The following is a 14,778-nucleotide window of genomic DNA, read 5'->3' as shown; positions in this document are numbered from 1 at the left end:
TGCCCTCACTTGCCTGCCGTCGCGTTCGACAGCTCGCGCTGCTCATGCAGATCGAGCTGCTCGGCATTGAAGCGCGAATAGTGCTGCTGCCATTCCGACGGCTGTTCGACCGGCATCACCTGCACCGCTGTCACCTTGTACTCGGGGCAGTTGGTGGCCCAGTCGGAACTGTCGGTGGTGATCACATTCGCGCCGGACTCGGGGAAGTGGAACGTCGTGTACACGACGCCCGGCTGCATCCGCTCCGTCACCTTCGCGCGCAGCACGGTCTGTCCTGCACGCGATTCGATCCCGACCCAGTCGCCTGTCTTGACGCCGCGTTCCTCGGCATCGTGCGGATGCAGTTCGAGCCGGTCTTCGTCATGCCAGCGCGAATTCTCCGTACGACGTGTCTGCGCGCCGACGTTGTACTGCGACAGGATGCGGCCCGTCGTCAGCAGCAGCGGGAACCTGCGCGTGACCTTTTCTGGCGAAGCGATGAACTTCGTGATCACAAACTTGCCTTTGCCGCGCACGAACGTATCGATGTGCATCGTCGGCGTGCCGTCCGGGGCGTTCTCGTTACACGGCCACTGGATGCTGCCCAGCTGGTCGAGCTTCTTGTACGAGACACCATGGAACGTCGGCGTCAGACGCGCAATTTCGTCCATGATTTCCGACGGATGCGTGTAGTCCATTTCGTAGCCGAGCGCACGCGACAGCAGCAGCGTCACTTCCCAGTCGGCGTAGCCGGCGAGCGGCGGCATCACCTTGCGAACGCGGGAGATACGACGTTCCGCATTCGTGAACGTGCCGTCCTTTTCGAGGAACGTCGCGCCCGGCAGCAGCACGTGGGCGTACTTCGCGGTTTCGTTCAGGAAAATGTCCTGCACGACGATGCATTCCATCGCCGACAGTGCGGCCGCCACGTGGTGCGTGTTCGGATCCGACTGGACGATGTCCTCGCCCTGGCAATAGAGGCCCATGAACGTGCCGTGCGTGGCGGCATCGAACATGTTCGGAATGCGCAGGCCCGGTTCGGGTTGCAGCGTGCAGTTCCACGCATCTTCGAAGAGCGCGCGCGTCGTCGTATCGCTGATATGGCGATAGCCCGGCAGTTCGTGCGGGAATGAGCCCATGTCGCACGAACCCTGCACGTTGTTCTGGCCGCGCAGCGGGTTCACGCCAACGCCTTCGCGGCCGATGTTGCCCGTCGCCATCGCGAGGTTCGCGATGCCCATCACGGCGGTCGAGCCTTGTGCGTGCTCCGTGACGCCGAGGCCGTAATAGATCGCCGCGTTGCCGCCCGTTGCGTAGATGCGGGCCGCTGAACGAACCGTTTCTGCCGGCACACCGGTCACTTCGGCGGTCGCTTCCGGCGCGTTTTCCGGCAGCGCGACGAAGTCACGCCATTGCTGGAACGCGCGGTCTTCACACCGTTCCGCGATGAACTGTTCTGCGAGCAGGCCTTCGGTAACGATCACGTGCGCGAGTGCATTGACAATCGCGACGTTCGTGCCCGGCCGCAGTTGCAGGTGATGCACGGCCTTCACGTGCGGCGTATCGACGATGTCGATCACGCGCGGATCGACGACGATCAGCTTCGCGCCTTCGCGCACACGACGCTTCAGACGCGAGGCGAATACCGGGTGGCCGTCGGTCGGATTCGCGCCGATCACGACGATCACATCGGCCTTGTCGACCGATGCGAATGTCTGCGTGCCGGCCGATTCGCCGAGCGTCGTCTTCAGGCCATAGCCGGTCGGCGAGTGGCAGACGCGTGCGCAGGTGTCGACGTTGTTGTTGCCGAACGCGGCGCGCACGAGCTTCTGCACGAGATAGGTTTCTTCGTTCGTGCAGCGCGACGAAGTGATGCCGCCAATTGAATCGCGGCCATGCTTCGCCTGGATACGGCGGAATTCCGATGCCGCATAGCTGATCGCTTCTTCCCAGCTGACCTCGCGCCACGGATCGGTGATCTTCGCGCGGATCATCGGCTTCTTGATGCGGTCCTTGTGCGTCGCGTAGCCCCATGCGAAGCGGCCCTTCACGCACGCGTGACCTTCGTTTGCGCCGCCGTTCTTGTACGGCACCATGCGCACGACCTGGCTGCCCTTCATCTCCGCCTTGAACGAGCAGCCGACGCCGCAGTACGCGCACGTCGTCACCACGGAGTGTTCGGGCTGGCCGAGCATCACGACGGTCTTTTCCTGCAGCGTCGCAGTCGGGCATGCGGCGACACACGCGCCGCACGATACGCATTCCGATTCCATGAACGGCACGTTTTCGCTCGCGGCGACGCGCGATTCGAAGCCGCGTCCGGCGATCGTCAGTGCGAACGTGCCCTGCGTTTCTTCGCACGCGCGCACGCAGCGGTTACAGACGATGCACTTCGACGGGTCGTACGTGAAGTACGGATTCGACTCGTCCTTTTTATCCTTCAGATGGTTCGCGCCATCGAAGCCGTAACGCACCTCGCGCAGGCCCGTCACGCCGGCCATGTCCTGCAGTTCGCAGTCGCCATTGGCGGGGCAGGTCAGGCAGTCGAGCGGGTGATCGGAGATGTACAGCTCCATCACGTTACGGCGCAGCGACTGCAGACGGTCGGTCTGCGTGCTCACCTTCATGCCGGCTTCGACCGGCGTCGTGCACGATGCCGGATAACCGCGCCGCCCTTCGATTTCAACCAGACACAGACGGCACGAGCCGAACGGTTCGAGTGAATCGGTGGCGCAGAGCTTCGGCACATTCACGCCGGCTTCGGCGGCGGCGCGCATCACTGACGTACCGGCCGGCACCGTGACCGATTCGCCGTCGATTTCGAGCGTCACACTCACATCGGCGTGACGAAGTGGCGTGCCGTAATCGGTGTCGTCGAACGGGTCGCGCGCCGCGGATTTGCACGCACAATTGCCGGAGCCGCAGCCACCAGCTTTCGGGTTGAGCAGGTCGGACATGTTGGGCTCCATCGTCAGGCCGCCGCCGCTTTCGGCGCGGTGTCGAGACCGAAGTCTTCGGGGAAATGGTCGAGTGCGGACAGCACCGGGAAGGGCGTCATGCCGCCCATTGCGCACAGCGAACCCGCGACCATCGTGTCGCACAGATCGCGCAGCAGTTGCACCTGCTGCGTCGACGTATCGCCGTTGCGGATGCGTCCAATGACTTCGACGCCGCGCGTCGAGCCGATCCGGCACGGCGTGCATTTGCCGCACGATTCCAGCGCGCAGAAGTGCATCGCATATTGCGCGAGTTCGGCGAGATTGGACGTGTCGTCATGCACGACGAGTCCGCCGTGACCGACCACCGCGCCGACCGCCGCGTACGCCTCGTAATCCATCGGGATATCCCACTGACTTTCGGGCAGATACGTGCCGAGCGGGCCGCCGACCTGCACGGCACGCGCCGGCCGGCCGCTTGCCGTGCCGCCGCCGTAGTCGTAAAGCAGTTCGCGCAGCGTCACGCCGAACGCGATTTCGACGAGGCCGCCCTGCTTCACGTTGCCTGCCAGCTGGAACGGCAGCGTGCCGCGCGAGCGGCCCATGCCGAAGTCCTTATAGAACGCCGCGCCTTTTGCGAAGATGATCGGCACCGTCGCGAGCGTGATCACATTGTTGATCACGGTCGGCTTGCCGAACAGGCCGGCAAGCGCGGGCAGCGGCGGCTTCGCGCGCACGATGCCGCGTTTGCCTTCGAGCGATTCGAGCAGCGCCGTTTCTTCGCCGCACACGTAAGCGCCCGCGCCTTTCGCGACGAACAGTTCGAAGCGATGTGCCGAGCCGAGCACGCTGTCGCCGAGCCAGCCGGCGGCGCGCGCTTTCTGGATTGCGGCCTCGAGCGTCGCGATCGAATGCGGATACTCGCTGCGCACGTAGATATGGCCGACCGTGGCGCCCGTCACGATGCCCGCGATGATCATCCCTTCGATCAGCACGTACGGGTCGCTTTCCATCACGAGACGATCGGAGAACGTGCCGGAATCGCCTTCGTCCGCGTTGCAGACGATGTACTTTTGATCGGCGAGCGCCGCGCGGACCGTCCGCCATTTGATGCCGGCCGGGAACGCTGCGCCGCCGCGTCCACGCAGGCCCGATTCGATCAGCGCATCGCAGGCGGCGGCGCCGTCCATTGCGAGCGCCTGCTTCAGGCCTTCGATGCCACCATGCGCGACATAGTCTTCGGTCGACAGCGGATCGGTGATGCCGATACGCGCGAACGTCAGGCGCTGCTGCTTCTTCAGATACGGAATGTCGTCGACTACGCCGACGTGGCGTGCGTGCGCTTTGCCTTCGATGAAGCCCGCATCGAACAGCGACGCGACGTCGGTTTCTTCGACGTTCGCGTAACCGACGCGCCCCGCCGATGTTTCCACTTCGACCAGCGGTTCGAGATACAGCAGACCGCGCGAACCATTGCGAATCACGTCGACAGCAATGCCACGACGGGCGGCTTCGGCTGCAATGGCTTCAGCGAGCGCATCAGCGCCGAGCGCGAGGGCGGACGAATCGCGGGGAATATAGACGCGCGTCATACCGTTTCCTCCACACGTCGGGTAGCAGCGGCGAGGAGCGCATCGAACTTCTGTGGCGTGACTTTCGCGTGCAATGTGTCGTTGATCATCATCGCCGGGGAGAGCGCGCACTGACCGAGGCAATACACCGATTCGAGCCCAACCGCATCGGTGTGGCTGTGCTCAGCATCGAAGCGGCAACCGGTACGCGCCTCGATGTGCTGTGCGAGCGCTTCGGTGCCCATGCTGCGACACGCTTCCGCGCGGCAGAGCTGCACGGTGATCCGCGCAGCGGGCTGCGTACGGAAGTGATGGTAGTACGTGATGACGCCGTGCACTTCGGCACGCGACAGATTCGTCGCCTGCGCAAGCGGTGCGATGACCTCGGGCGGCACGAACCCGGCTTCGTCCTGGATAGCGTGCAGGATCGCCAGCAGTGACATACCCGGGCGCGCGTGACGTTGCACGAGCGCGTCCGGCGCGATGGTATTTGTAGTGTTCAATTGCGGGGTTCCTCCAGAGTCTAATATGCACTTGTTATTCATAATGTGTGCATCTATGCTTTGGTGTATCTGGTATATCTGAGTAGAAAGATAGGTGGACAACCCGTCTCCCGCAATAGGAAATATCGTTGCATATATGAACCGATGATCAGAATCGAATGTCAGGCGCAACTCGTCGTGCGCGACCTGGACGGCCGGGAGGCCAGTCTGACGGACGTTGTGCCGCTTCTGGCGCTTGTCGACGAGTCCGGCAGCATTTCGCAGGCCGCTACGCTTAAGGGTTTGTCCTACCGTCACGCGTGGGGTTTGCTGCGCGCAATCGAGGAGCGGCTGGGCGGCGCGTTGATCGCCAAGGAACGCGGCCGCGGCTCCGTGCTGTCCGAACTGGGACAGGCGGTGCTGCGTGCGCAGCGTCTGTGTGGCGAGCGGCTCGACGGCAACATGCAGGCGCTCGCCAGTGAAGTCGCGAGCGATCTCAACCGCTGGCTCGCGCCGCCCACCGACAACGTCCGGATTCACGCGTCTCACGGTTATGCGGTGGCGGCGCTCGTCACCGAGCTGGTGAGGCGCGATATCGGCGTCGACATCAAGTACCGCGACAGTGCCGAGTCGGTCACGGCGCTCGCGCGCGGCGAATGCGATCTCGCGGGCTTCCATCTGCCGCGCGGTGAATTTCGCGAGATATGTGCTGACGTCTACCGGCGTTGGCTCGATCCGCAACGCCATGTACTCGTGCATCTCACGCGACGCAAGCAGGGGCTCTTTCTCGCCAAGGGCAATCCGAAGGGCATCGCCGGCCTCATCGACCTGAAGCGCGACGATATCCGCTTCGTGAACCGTCAACCTGGCTCGGGCACGCGGATGCTGCTCGATCTGGCGTTGCGGCGCATCGATATCGATCCGGACCGTGTGAACGGCTATGCGTCGACGGAACTAACGCATTCGGCGATCGCCGCTTTTGTCGCGAGCGGGATGGCGGACGTGGGTTTCGGCGTCGAGCCGGCCGCGCATCACTTCGGGCTCGACTTCGTCCCGGTGGTCGACGAAGACTATTACTTCGCATGCGAGCGCCAGGCGCTGGAGCGGGCGCCACTTGCCGCGGTGGCCGCGCTATTGCGGAGCAACGGGTTCCGCAGCGGCGTCGCGCGGCTGGAAGGCTACGATCCGCTCCATTGCGGCGAAGTCGTCGATCTCGATGAGGGCTTGAGCGGCACGGCCGGGTAAGCGCGCGTAACAAATGGCGCTCCTGCGCCCGCTGCATCGCGGCGCGGTTTGCGATACCCTCTACGCTTCGCATCCCGCTTCACGCGCGGGTCACGCCGCGCCGAATCCCTATGAAATTCCTGATCAACGTGTGCGCCGCCGCTATCTCGGCGGGCGCACTTTTCGGTACCGTCTCGATCGCGTTTGCGCAGAACTCACCGGGCATGCCCGGCGGCATCCTGCAGGACGAATTCCGTCTGAACGAGCATCCGCAGATGCCGTTCGCCGCATCGGCGCCCTCGAAGAAATACCAGAAGGGCGACCCGTCGGCGCGTCGCCGCAAGGGTGACAACGGCGATCCGAACGGCTGCAACCTGCAGTGCCCCGAAGACCAGTAATGTTCTGCGACGCCGCATGTTTCGCGGCGTCGGGTTCGATCAGAGCGCTTCAGATCGGTTCAGACCGGTTCAGGTCGTGTCACGGCTTCGCCGTGTGCCACATATCCTTGAAGCCATCGCCATTCATTTCACCTGCCTTGGTGTCCTTCGCGAAGCGATACACCGGTTTGCCCTTGTACGCCCACTGCTTTTTGCCATCGGCTGACGGAATCACGGTCCAGTCGCCCGTCGGCTTGTCGTAGGAATCCGCCATCGCGGCGGGCCAGGCTGTCGCGCATCCGCCGGTGCAGGCGCTTTTGCCGGGCGTCGTGTCCTTGTCGAACGTGTAAAGGGTCATGCCGTTTTCATCGACCAAGCGACCATCGACGGTTTTGGGCATCTCGGCAAAAGCGGTCTGCTGGATCGCGAGAATGGCGAGGAAAAGCATCGTCTTGCGCATGATGTGATCTCCTGTTGTGGACGTTCTGTGATGGAGTTTAGGCGTTCGGAACGAAAAACACGTGACGAAAACGTTCGCGTGTTCCGGATAAACGACTGGCGGTGGGGGATTATTCCGTTTGCAGGTTGAGTTTCCGTGTCGGGGTTTTCCTGTCTGTCTGTAGGTATGGGTGTCGTGTCGGTGTAATCCGTTGCCTTGTTATCCTGTTGATAATCTCCGGTTGTTTTTATTTTCCGGCGTTTCAGTTTAATTCTGGATGCGCTGGTGGATTTTCGGATGAATGACGCGTTAATCTACCCACCGCCGCCAGCGCCCGCATGGCCGGGCGCGGCGGATGCCAGGACAGAAGGTCGCGAGACAGATGCCTTCGCCTATCTAGATGCGTGTATCAGGCGTCTGGGCGTGTTTGGGTGTGACGTCCATTCCAGGATAAATGTCAAAGTAAAATAAGGTAAAGGGATTTCATATCAAAAAATCCCGGTGCTATGATTCGCCTCGCTCGAATTTGAGGCATTAATCATTTCGGGTGAAATGAAATAATCAATAATCAACGAGGTAATTAAAATGCAGAAGATCGAACGTACTGAACTGGCTAAGGCAGCTGTCGCAGGCGGTTGCTGCAAGTGCTGCTGCTCGGCTCCGGCAAAGACGAGCAGCGCCAAGCCGTCGAAGCCGGTTGCAACGGCTTAAGCGAGCGTCGCTGGTAAGACGGCCCCGCAAGGGGCCGTCTTCACGTTGGCATGCTCCGCACATCCATGAACATCAGGTCGTATCGCGCGCTGGTTGAACTGCTGGCTTCGCTGCGCAGCAGGATCGCGCGCTGGCCGCACTGGCTGCGCGGCGCGTTCATGGCGCGTATTCCGCCGATGGCGATCGAGCGTCTCGCGCTCGCGGGCTGGGGCGTCCGCAGTCTTGTCGATGCGCGCGTTCGCTGGCACGGCGTCATGCGTTGCGAGATCGGCCGCGATGTACTCGGGGCCGTCATCTTCGACAGGCGGCGTGTGGCCGCGAGCGGCGTGCGGGAAAGCCTGATCGATCAGCGCATCTATTACGGCAGGCTGTCGCGCGGCGTGGAAGTGTGGCCCGATCTTCAGTCTGTCGCTGCCCGGCTCGGGAGCGAGATCCGGAGGCTGAAGGCCATCGATCCGAAACGTCCGGTCATCGTGTCGCCGTTTCACTACGTGTCGCAGTACGCGAATATCTATGTCATCGATGCCTTGCGCGCTGCGCTCGGTCTCGAGTCGATTGCTGTCGTCTCGGGCGTGCCGCGCGACATGTACGGCGACGACCACGCGCTTATCCCCGGTGTGAACGTGCTTTACACGTATGGCGACGATGACCGTACCGGCCTTGGCCTGCGTGTCGCGCGATCGCTCAGGCGCAATGGCGTCGCGGTGCTGTTCGCCGATGTTCCGCCGTTCGCGTTGCACCGCTATCCGATGGAAACCGTCGGCGTCTCGATGTTCGGGCGCCATGCGCGCATTCATAACGGCGTGTTTCGCCTCGGTACGCAGTTCGACGCGCTCCTGCTGCCGTTCTATCTGCGCTTCGAGCAGGGGCGCTTCAGTGCGGAGCTGTTCGAGCCGCTACCGCTCGCCGGGCACGGCGCGCCGCAGCAACTCGCCGGATACATCGAGACTGCGCTGACCGATAACTACCCTCACTCGCTCGTCGCGGTTCATCCGTCGATGTACGCCTTCGCGCCGACGCGTTAAGCCGGTCAGCGCGTTTCCGTGCGCGGGCGCGATCAGGTCGCGCGTTTTCTCAGACAGAGTGTCAACGCCGGTTCGACGCCGGCAGTAACAGGCTATGGAACCCATCGATCTTCCGCAATTCAAGGATGTCTCGTGGCGCTGGATCGCCTACGCGACGTCAGCGCTCGTGACCGTCGCGACGGCGTTCGCGTTTTTCCACGAAGTCGAACTCAAACAGGACGTGCGCGCCGAGATCGTGTCGCCGTCTGAGATGAAGATTCAGGGCCTCGAAGGACTGGTGTCGGATATCTACGTTCATCAGTCTGAACGTGTGGCGACGGGCGCGCCGCTATTCCGGCTCGAGCGGGATCTTTCGCTGGCAAGCGACGGCCGCCAGCGTACGGCGTTCGACGAACACATGCGCGACGAACAGATCCGTTCGACCGAAGCGCAATACAGCCAGCGCAAGGCGGAACTGTCCGCGCAGCTGGAGACGTCACACCTGACCGAACAGAGCCGGCGCGCGGAAATGTCGGCGCTCGATGAGCAGCTGGTGCAGAACAGGCAGCTTGTCGACGAGTCGGGGCAAAAACTGTCGCGGCTGGAATCGGTTTCTGACTACGTCACCGCTGACCGCATCGAACAGGCGAAGGCGGACACGCACCAGGCGAAAGTCGTGGTCGCGCAGAGCACCGCACGGCGGCAACAGCTGGTGGCGGAACTGGGTACGGCCAGAAGTTTGCAGGCCGAGATTGCGGCACAACTGAAGGAACTCGACGCGCGGCACGCACGCGATCTTCAGGACATCCGCGTACGGTTCGAGCAGAACCGGCAGAACATGACGATCTCGGCACCGCGAGCCGGCGTCGTCACGTTTTCCGGGCTGGTGATGGGTCGTACGCTGGCCGCGTCCGATGTCGCGGTGGTCATCGCGACCGGCGAGGGCGGGGCGTTGCGCGCCGCGTTGCGCATTCCATCGCGACGCCGTGGCTTCGTGCGCGAAGGGCAGATCGTGCGACTCAAGTTCGACGCGTTTCCGTATGCGAAATTCGGCAGCTACGAAGCGCACATCGATTCGATCTCGCGCACAACAGTGCGCTCGCCGATGTCGCCCTCAGGCGCATCCGAGCCGCGCGCGCCCGAAGGTGACTACATGGCGTGGGCCACGCTGCGCGGCCACACTTTCGACTTCGAGCGCCAGCACTTCGAAATCCTGCCCGGTATGAGCGCGACGGCGAGCATCGTCATCGAACGCCGGACGATTGCCGAATGGGTGCTGGCGCCGTTCTTCCGCATGCTGAGGGGATAACCGTGCGCGCGATCTATCAAAATGAAGTGGCCGAATGCGGCTACGCGTGTCTTGCGATGGTGCTCTCGCACTTCGGCCGCGCGACCGAAGTGTGCGAGCTTCAGGCATTCAGCCCGATCTCGTCGAACGGTCTGACGCTGATGGACCTGTATGACGTCGCGGTCGAATTCGGTCTTGCCGTGCAGGCATATCGTTTCGACGCGGGCGATCTGTCCGCCGTCAAGCGCGGCTCGATCCTCCACTTTGGCGGCGCGCATTTCGTCGTCTTCGAACAATGCGGGCGCGGTTATGTGCAGGTGATCGATCCGGCAAGCGGGCGGCGACGCATATCGATGGAGACGTTTATCGCGAGTGTCTCGGGCTATCTGCTCGAATGCGCGCCGACGCCGTCGATGCCGCGCGTGCGCAACCGCTCGCGCGTGCCGGCGGCGCTCGCCCGCGTGCGTGCGCTCAATCCACAGCTCAAGGCGCAGATCGCGAAGGTGATGTTCGTTGCGCTCGGCAGCCAGTTTGCGATTCTCGCGATGCCGTATCTCGGCAATCTCGTGCTCGATGACGTTGTCGCCGCCGACAACCTGAATCTGCTCAACGTCCTCATTCTGACGTTCAGCGCGATTTTCATCACGGGCGCCTTGAGTCATTACGTGCAGACGTATCTGGTCGAACTGCTGCACGGCTTCGTGCAGATCAACATGACCGAAGGGCTGCTCGCGCATCTGCTGCGTAATCCGGTTTCGTACTTCGAGAAGCGTCATGTGGGCGACCTGTTCGCGCGGGTCAAGGCGCAGGACGAAATCAGCATCTATGCAACGCGTACGATGATTTCGCTTGGCATCGATCTGGTGGTCGGTCTTCTCGCGCTGGGGTTGATGCTTGTGCAGAGCCGGCAACTGACAGCGGTCGCGTTGCTGATCTTTGCGCTGTATGTGGCCGTTTCGTACGCGCTGTTCGCACGCATGCGCGACACGCACGCGCTCGTGCTTGAAGAATCGGCGCGTTGCGACGACACGTTGATCGAGACGATCCGCGCCGCTTCGCTGATCAAGTTGTCGCAGGGCGAAACGCGGCGCACGGCGATGTTCATTGCGAAATACCGCGCCTATATCGCGGCGCTCGTGCACGGCAGCCGGCTCGCCAGCGCGCGCGACGCGATCCTCAAGCTCGTGAACTACGCGGACATGATCGCGATTACCTGGTTCGCGGCGCAACTGATGCTCGGCGGCAAGATTTCAGTGGGTGTGTTCTATTCGTTCCTGATCTACAAGTCGTTGCTGTCGGAGCGTTTTGCGCGATCGATCAACGCGGCGTTTGAGTACTTCATGCTGAGCGTACCGGTGGCACGTGTGGGCGATATCGTCGATTGCGAAAGCGAGCGATATACACCAGCCAGCGACGCGCATCGGACCGTCGAAGTCCGCACGTTCGAGCAGATCGATGTGCGCGACGTGACGTTTCGCTACGGCATCTCCGATCAACCTGTGCTGATGGGCGCGAGTCTCACCATTCGCAAGGGCGACAAGATCGTGATCATCGGATCGTCCGGCAGCGGCAAGTCGACGCTGTTCAAGCTGCTCGCCGCAGCCGAACCGCTGCAGGAAGGACAGATCACGCTGAATGGCATCGCGTGGCCCAATCTGACGGTCGATGAAATCCGCCGTCACGCAGTGCACATGCGCCAGGGCGACCTGATCCTGCACGGCTCGATTGCCGAGAACATTTCGCTCTTCGCCGGCAACGCGGACGAAGCGCGTATTCACGCGCTGCTCGACGACGTCGGGTTGCTCGCTGACGTAATGCGTCTGCCGATGCGCACGCGTACGGTGATCAGCGACACGATCGCCAATATTTCCGCAGGTCAGCGACAGCGTCTGCTGCTGGCGCGCGCGCTTTATCAACCACGTGAACTGTTGTTACTCGATGAACCAACGTCGAATCTGGATCCTGTATCGGTCCGGCATATCGTCGCGTTGTTGCAGCGTCTCGAACGTACGGTCGTGGTGATTACGCATGACATGTCGCTCGCGTCGGCGTTCGATGTGCGTTACCGGCTCGTCGACGGCGTGCTGGTGCGCGACCGGGATGATGCGCTCGTCGAGGCGGGCGCTCATGAATAAGCACCTGGTGTTGATCGTGCTTGCCGTTGTTGCAAGCATGAAAAGTGCGCAGGCGGTCGATCTGATGACCGTCGTCGAGCAGACCACCGATCATGACGCGGATCTCGCCGCGTTTCGCGCGGGCGCACGCGCTGCACATCAAGCCATACCGAAAGCGCGCGCGGGGCTGCTGCCGCGCCTGGAAGGCGGGTGGGGGCGCGCGTACAACCGCACCGCCACCGAGGGTTTCCCGACCACCAGCTACTGGCAGAACGGCTGGACGGTGAACCTGACGCAACCGGTGTTCGACTGGAGCCGCTGGACGACTTACCGGCAGGCCGACTTCATCGAGGCGCGCGGCGCCACTGAAGTCGCCCGGGCGCAGCAGGAGTCGATTCTGAAGGCCGCACGGGCCTACTTCGACGAACTCGCTGCCGAAGACGAACGGGCGCGAGCCAACGACTATGCCGCGGCGCTCGATTCGCATCTCGACCAGCTTCGTCGCAAGCAGGCGGCTGGCGAAGCGACGGTGATCGATCTTCGCGAGGCGGAGGCCGGCGTGCTTCAGGCGCAGTTGCAGCAGCAGGACGCCGGCAACGAGCTGCGGCTCAGGCGACTCGCGCTGGAACAGGCAACAGGGCAACCGTTTTCTGCACTGTCGCGACTGGCCGACACGGCGACGATGCCGCGCGTCGAACCGGACGACATGGACGCCTGGGCGACCCAGGCCGAGGGCCACGACTACCAGGTGCAGTTGAAGCAGATCGACTGGCGGATCGCAAAGCTCGACGTCGAAAAGGCGCGCGCCGGCTATCTGCCGACGGTCAGCATTACGGCGAGCCATACGCCGGCCGGCGCTGCGTCCGGTTACGTGCGCCCGACCACCACCAACACAGCGATGCTCTCGGTGAGCATTCCCTTTTTCGAGGGCGGCGAAACGGAAGCACGCGTGGACGAGACAGTCGCGCTGGAGGACAAGGCGCAGAACGACTTGACCTCGGCAACCCGGCAGGCCGGCGCGTCCGCACGCGAAAACTGGTCGCGCTTTCGCGCAGGCATCGCGCGCATCGACGCGCTGACGCGCCTCGCGCAGACGTCGCGTGCCGCGCTGACGGCGACTCAGGTCGGCTACAAGGTGGGCAGTCGCGGTAGCGCGGACGTACTGCGCGCCGCCGATACGTTCTACGCGAACCGTCGTGATCTGATCCGCGCGCGATACGAGACGATCATGGCGCTGCTGCAGCTGAAGGCCGCGACCGCAGGCCTCACGTTCGACGAGGTGGCGCGCGTGAATGCGCTGCTGGTTTCCACGACGAACGGTGCACCACGAGGGGGCGCATTTCAGGAGCCGCCGGTGCGACAGCCGTCGGCGGGGTCAAAGTGACGTACACCATCTGACGCGCACAACAAAAAGCCCCGCGCAGCGTCAGCTGGGCGGGGCTTTCTGTTGATCTGCTGCTACTGCATGCTGCCAGGGTGTGTTCTGGTGGAGCCGGCGGGAATCGAACCCGCGTCCGTAAGCACTCCACAACCAGTTCTACATACTTAGTCCTGTCATTTGATTTAACCGCACCGACGCGGACGAACACGCTTCGTTACGGCGAGTCACCAGATTTTCGGCCCCAGCGTCGTGACACCACTGAGGATTAACTGACGTGAATGACCTTGCCGGGTCTTGCGACCCCTAACCCGTCAGTGAGTTAGTGCAAGGCTGGCGGGGTTAAGCCGCCAGTGCGTACGTTTCGTCGTTCGCAGTTACTAAAGTCCCATTGATTTACGAGGTGACGGGTCCTCGGTATGCCCTGAGTTGCTTTGCTACCCACGTCGAAACCAGGTCGGCCCCAGTGGAAAGATGATTATCCCATAGAACCCGATACGAGGCTAACGCCGCGCGGGATCAAGGCCTGGGCGTTGTGAATGGTGACGGATCAGGTGATATCGCGCAGCAGGCGTTGCAGTTCGGCTGTCGACTGAACGACGTGCTTCGCGTGCCATCTGGCGGGCGGCAAGTCGGTGCCGCAATAGCCGTAGGCCGCAGCGACGGTCACCATGCCGGCCGCAAAACCCGCCTGCACGTCGCGCAGGTCGTCGCCCACGTAAATGATGCGCTCCGGCGGGATGGCCATTTCCTGGGCTGCGTGCAGGAGCGGCGCGGGATGGGGCTTCGAATGCGGCGTCGTGTCACCGCTGACGACGCAGACGGCGCGTGCGTCCAGACCCAGCAACACGACGAGCGGATCGGTCAGGCGAGCGGCCTTGTTGGTCACGATGCCCCAGCGGATGCCGCGTGCGTCCAGTTCGTCGAGCACCGCGTCGATGCCCTGGAATAGCGTTGTCTCGATGCACAGATCCGCTTCGTAGTTGGCAAGAAACTCCTCGCGCATGGAAGCAAATTCATGGTCGTCGGGGCCAATGCCGAAGGCGCCGCCGATCAGGCCGCGCGCGCCCGCCGATGCGAGCGGTCGGAGATCGTCGAGCGGCACCATCTCCAGTCCGCGCTCGTGACGCATCTTGTTGACGGCGGCGGCCAGGTCCGGCGCCGTGTCGGCCAGCGTGCCGTCGAGGTCGAACAGGACGGCCTGACACAGGCCAGTTGCTGCTTCGTCGTCTTCGCGTTGGGGCAGGGGCGTGGGGTCGCTCATGTAGGTGTGTT

At 62.9% G+C, this 14,778-nt stretch carries 12 protein-coding genes and 1 other RNA gene; 6 read left to right on the top strand and 7 right to left on the bottom strand.

Going from position 1 to position 14,778, the window contains the following annotated elements; all coding sequences use genetic code 11:
* Positions 1 to 5: 5 nt before the first annotated feature.
* The 3 genes from fdhF to P3T16_RS22670 are packed head-to-tail and all read right to left on the bottom strand — an operon-like array spanning position 6 to position 5,031.
* Positions 6 to 2,936 carry a formate dehydrogenase subunit alpha gene (fdhF, locus tag P3T16_RS22680; protein WP_429343949.1) on the bottom strand — a complete coding sequence of 977 codons (2,931 nt, stop codon included), beginning with the start codon at positions 2,934 to 2,936 and terminating at the stop codon, positions 6 to 8.
* A 14-nt stretch (positions 2,937 to 2,950) separates the two neighbouring features.
* Positions 2,951 to 4,507 carry a formate dehydrogenase beta subunit gene (locus P3T16_RS22675; RefSeq protein WP_429343948.1) on the bottom strand — a complete coding sequence of 519 codons (1,557 nt, stop codon included), beginning with the start codon at positions 4,505 to 4,507 and terminating at the stop codon, positions 2,951 to 2,953.
* Positions 4,504 to 5,031 (bottom strand): NAD(P)H-dependent oxidoreductase subunit E, encoded by a 528-nt coding sequence (locus tag P3T16_RS22670; RefSeq protein WP_429256911.1) that lies wholly within the window; start codon positions 5,029 to 5,031, stop codon positions 4,504 to 4,506. The genes P3T16_RS22675 and P3T16_RS22670 overlap by 4 nt, the downstream gene beginning before the upstream one ends.
* A gap of 102 nt (positions 5,032 to 5,133) precedes the next feature.
* On the opposite strand from P3T16_RS22670, the gene P3T16_RS22665 reads away from it, so the two are divergent.
* Both P3T16_RS22665 and P3T16_RS22660 read left to right on the top strand, forming a co-directional pair.
* A complete protein-coding gene (locus tag P3T16_RS22665) occupies positions 5,134 to 6,213 on the top strand; it encodes a substrate-binding domain-containing protein (RefSeq protein ID WP_429256910.1) in 1,080 nt (359 codons plus the stop codon).
* Positions 6,214 to 6,323: 110 nt separating this feature from the next.
* Positions 6,324 to 6,590: a hypothetical protein gene (locus P3T16_RS22660; protein WP_429256909.1), complete on the top strand. Its 267-nt coding sequence runs from the start codon at positions 6,324 to 6,326 to the stop codon at positions 6,588 to 6,590.
* A 79-nt stretch (positions 6,591 to 6,669) separates the two neighbouring features.
* Here P3T16_RS22660 and P3T16_RS22655 read toward each other — a convergent pair whose 3' ends face one another.
* Both P3T16_RS22655 and P3T16_RS22650 read right to left on the bottom strand, forming a co-directional pair.
* The gene (locus P3T16_RS22655) at positions 6,670 to 7,029 is read right to left on the bottom strand and encodes a COG4315 family predicted lipoprotein (protein WP_429256908.1); all 360 of its coding nucleotides are present in this window, start codon (positions 7,027 to 7,029) and stop codon (positions 6,670 to 6,672) included.
* Between the two features lie 467 nt (positions 7,030 to 7,496).
* Positions 7,497 to 7,691 (bottom strand): hypothetical protein, encoded by a 195-nt coding sequence (locus P3T16_RS22650; protein WP_429343947.1) that lies wholly within the window; start codon positions 7,689 to 7,691, stop codon positions 7,497 to 7,499.
* Between the two features lie 93 nt (positions 7,692 to 7,784).
* On the opposite strand from P3T16_RS22650, the gene P3T16_RS22645 reads away from it, so the two are divergent.
* The 4 genes from P3T16_RS22645 to P3T16_RS22630 all read left to right on the top strand — a co-directional run bounded on the left by P3T16_RS22645 (position 7,785) and on the right by P3T16_RS22630 (position 13,509).
* Positions 7,785 to 8,744, top strand: coding sequence for a hypothetical protein (locus P3T16_RS22645; RefSeq protein WP_429343946.1), 960 nt, complete (start codon positions 7,785 to 7,787; stop codon positions 8,742 to 8,744).
* A gap of 94 nt (positions 8,745 to 8,838) precedes the next feature.
* The gene (locus P3T16_RS22640) at positions 8,839 to 10,032 is read left to right on the top strand and encodes an HlyD family efflux transporter periplasmic adaptor subunit (RefSeq protein WP_429343945.1); all 1,194 of its coding nucleotides are present in this window, start codon (positions 8,839 to 8,841) and stop codon (positions 10,030 to 10,032) included.
* Between the two features lie 2 nt (positions 10,033 to 10,034).
* A complete protein-coding gene (locus tag P3T16_RS22635; protein WP_429343944.1) occupies positions 10,035 to 12,146 on the top strand; it encodes a peptidase domain-containing ABC transporter in 2,112 nt (703 codons plus the stop codon).
* Positions 12,139 to 13,509 carry a TolC family outer membrane protein gene (locus tag P3T16_RS22630; RefSeq protein WP_429343943.1) on the top strand — a complete coding sequence of 457 codons (1,371 nt, stop codon included), beginning with the start codon at positions 12,139 to 12,141 and terminating at the stop codon, positions 13,507 to 13,509. Before P3T16_RS22635 ends, P3T16_RS22630 begins: the two co-directional genes overlap by 8 nt.
* A 100-nt stretch (positions 13,510 to 13,609) precedes the next feature.
* Here P3T16_RS22630 and ssrA read toward each other — a convergent pair.
* Both ssrA and P3T16_RS22620 read right to left on the bottom strand, forming a co-directional pair.
* Positions 13,610 to 13,968, bottom strand: a transfer-messenger RNA (tmRNA) gene (gene ssrA / locus P3T16_RS22625).
* 85 nt (positions 13,969 to 14,053) lie between these two features.
* Positions 14,054 to 14,767, bottom strand: a complete 714-nt coding sequence (locus P3T16_RS22620; RefSeq protein WP_429343942.1) for an HAD family hydrolase — start codon at positions 14,765 to 14,767, stop codon at positions 14,054 to 14,056.
* Between the last annotated feature and the right edge of the window lie 11 nt (positions 14,768 to 14,778).

The organism is Paraburkholderia sp. GAS42 (genome assembly GCF_050436565.1).
Lineage (GTDB): Bacteria > Pseudomonadota > Gammaproteobacteria > Burkholderiales > Burkholderiaceae > Paraburkholderia.
This window is presented reverse-complemented; position numbering and strand designations above follow the sequence as displayed.

What these genes read in the sequence shown, in the direction of transcription:
- fdhF (WP_429343949.1), bottom strand. Translation starts at nt 2,936, where the DNA reads ATGTCCGACCTGCTCAACCCGAAAGCTGGTGGCTGCGGCTCCGGCAAT.
- P3T16_RS22675 (WP_429343948.1), bottom strand. Translation starts at nt 4,507, where the DNA reads ATGACGCGCGTCTATATTCCCCGCGATTCGTCCGCCCTCGCGCTCGGC.
- P3T16_RS22670 (WP_429256911.1), bottom strand. Translation starts at nt 5,031, where the DNA reads ATGAATAACAAGTGCATATTAGACTCTGGAGGAACCCCGCAATTGAAC.
- P3T16_RS22665 (WP_429256910.1), top strand. Translation starts at nt 5,134, where the DNA reads ATGATCAGAATCGAATGTCAGGCGCAACTCGTCGTGCGCGACCTGGAC.
- P3T16_RS22660 (WP_429256909.1), top strand. Translation starts at nt 6,324, where the DNA reads ATGAAATTCCTGATCAACGTGTGCGCCGCCGCTATCTCGGCGGGCGCA.
- P3T16_RS22655 (WP_429256908.1), bottom strand. Translation starts at nt 7,029, where the DNA reads ATGCGCAAGACGATGCTTTTCCTCGCCATTCTCGCGATCCAGCAGACC.
- P3T16_RS22645 (WP_429343946.1), top strand. Translation starts at nt 7,785, where the DNA reads ATGAACATCAGGTCGTATCGCGCGCTGGTTGAACTGCTGGCTTCGCTG.
- P3T16_RS22640 (WP_429343945.1), top strand. Translation starts at nt 8,839, where the DNA reads ATGGAACCCATCGATCTTCCGCAATTCAAGGATGTCTCGTGGCGCTGG.
- P3T16_RS22630 (WP_429343943.1), top strand. Translation starts at nt 12,139, where the DNA reads ATGAATAAGCACCTGGTGTTGATCGTGCTTGCCGTTGTTGCAAGCATG.
- P3T16_RS22620 (WP_429343942.1), bottom strand. Translation starts at nt 14,767, where the DNA reads ATGAGCGACCCCACGCCCCTGCCCCAACGCGAAGACGACGAAGCAGCA.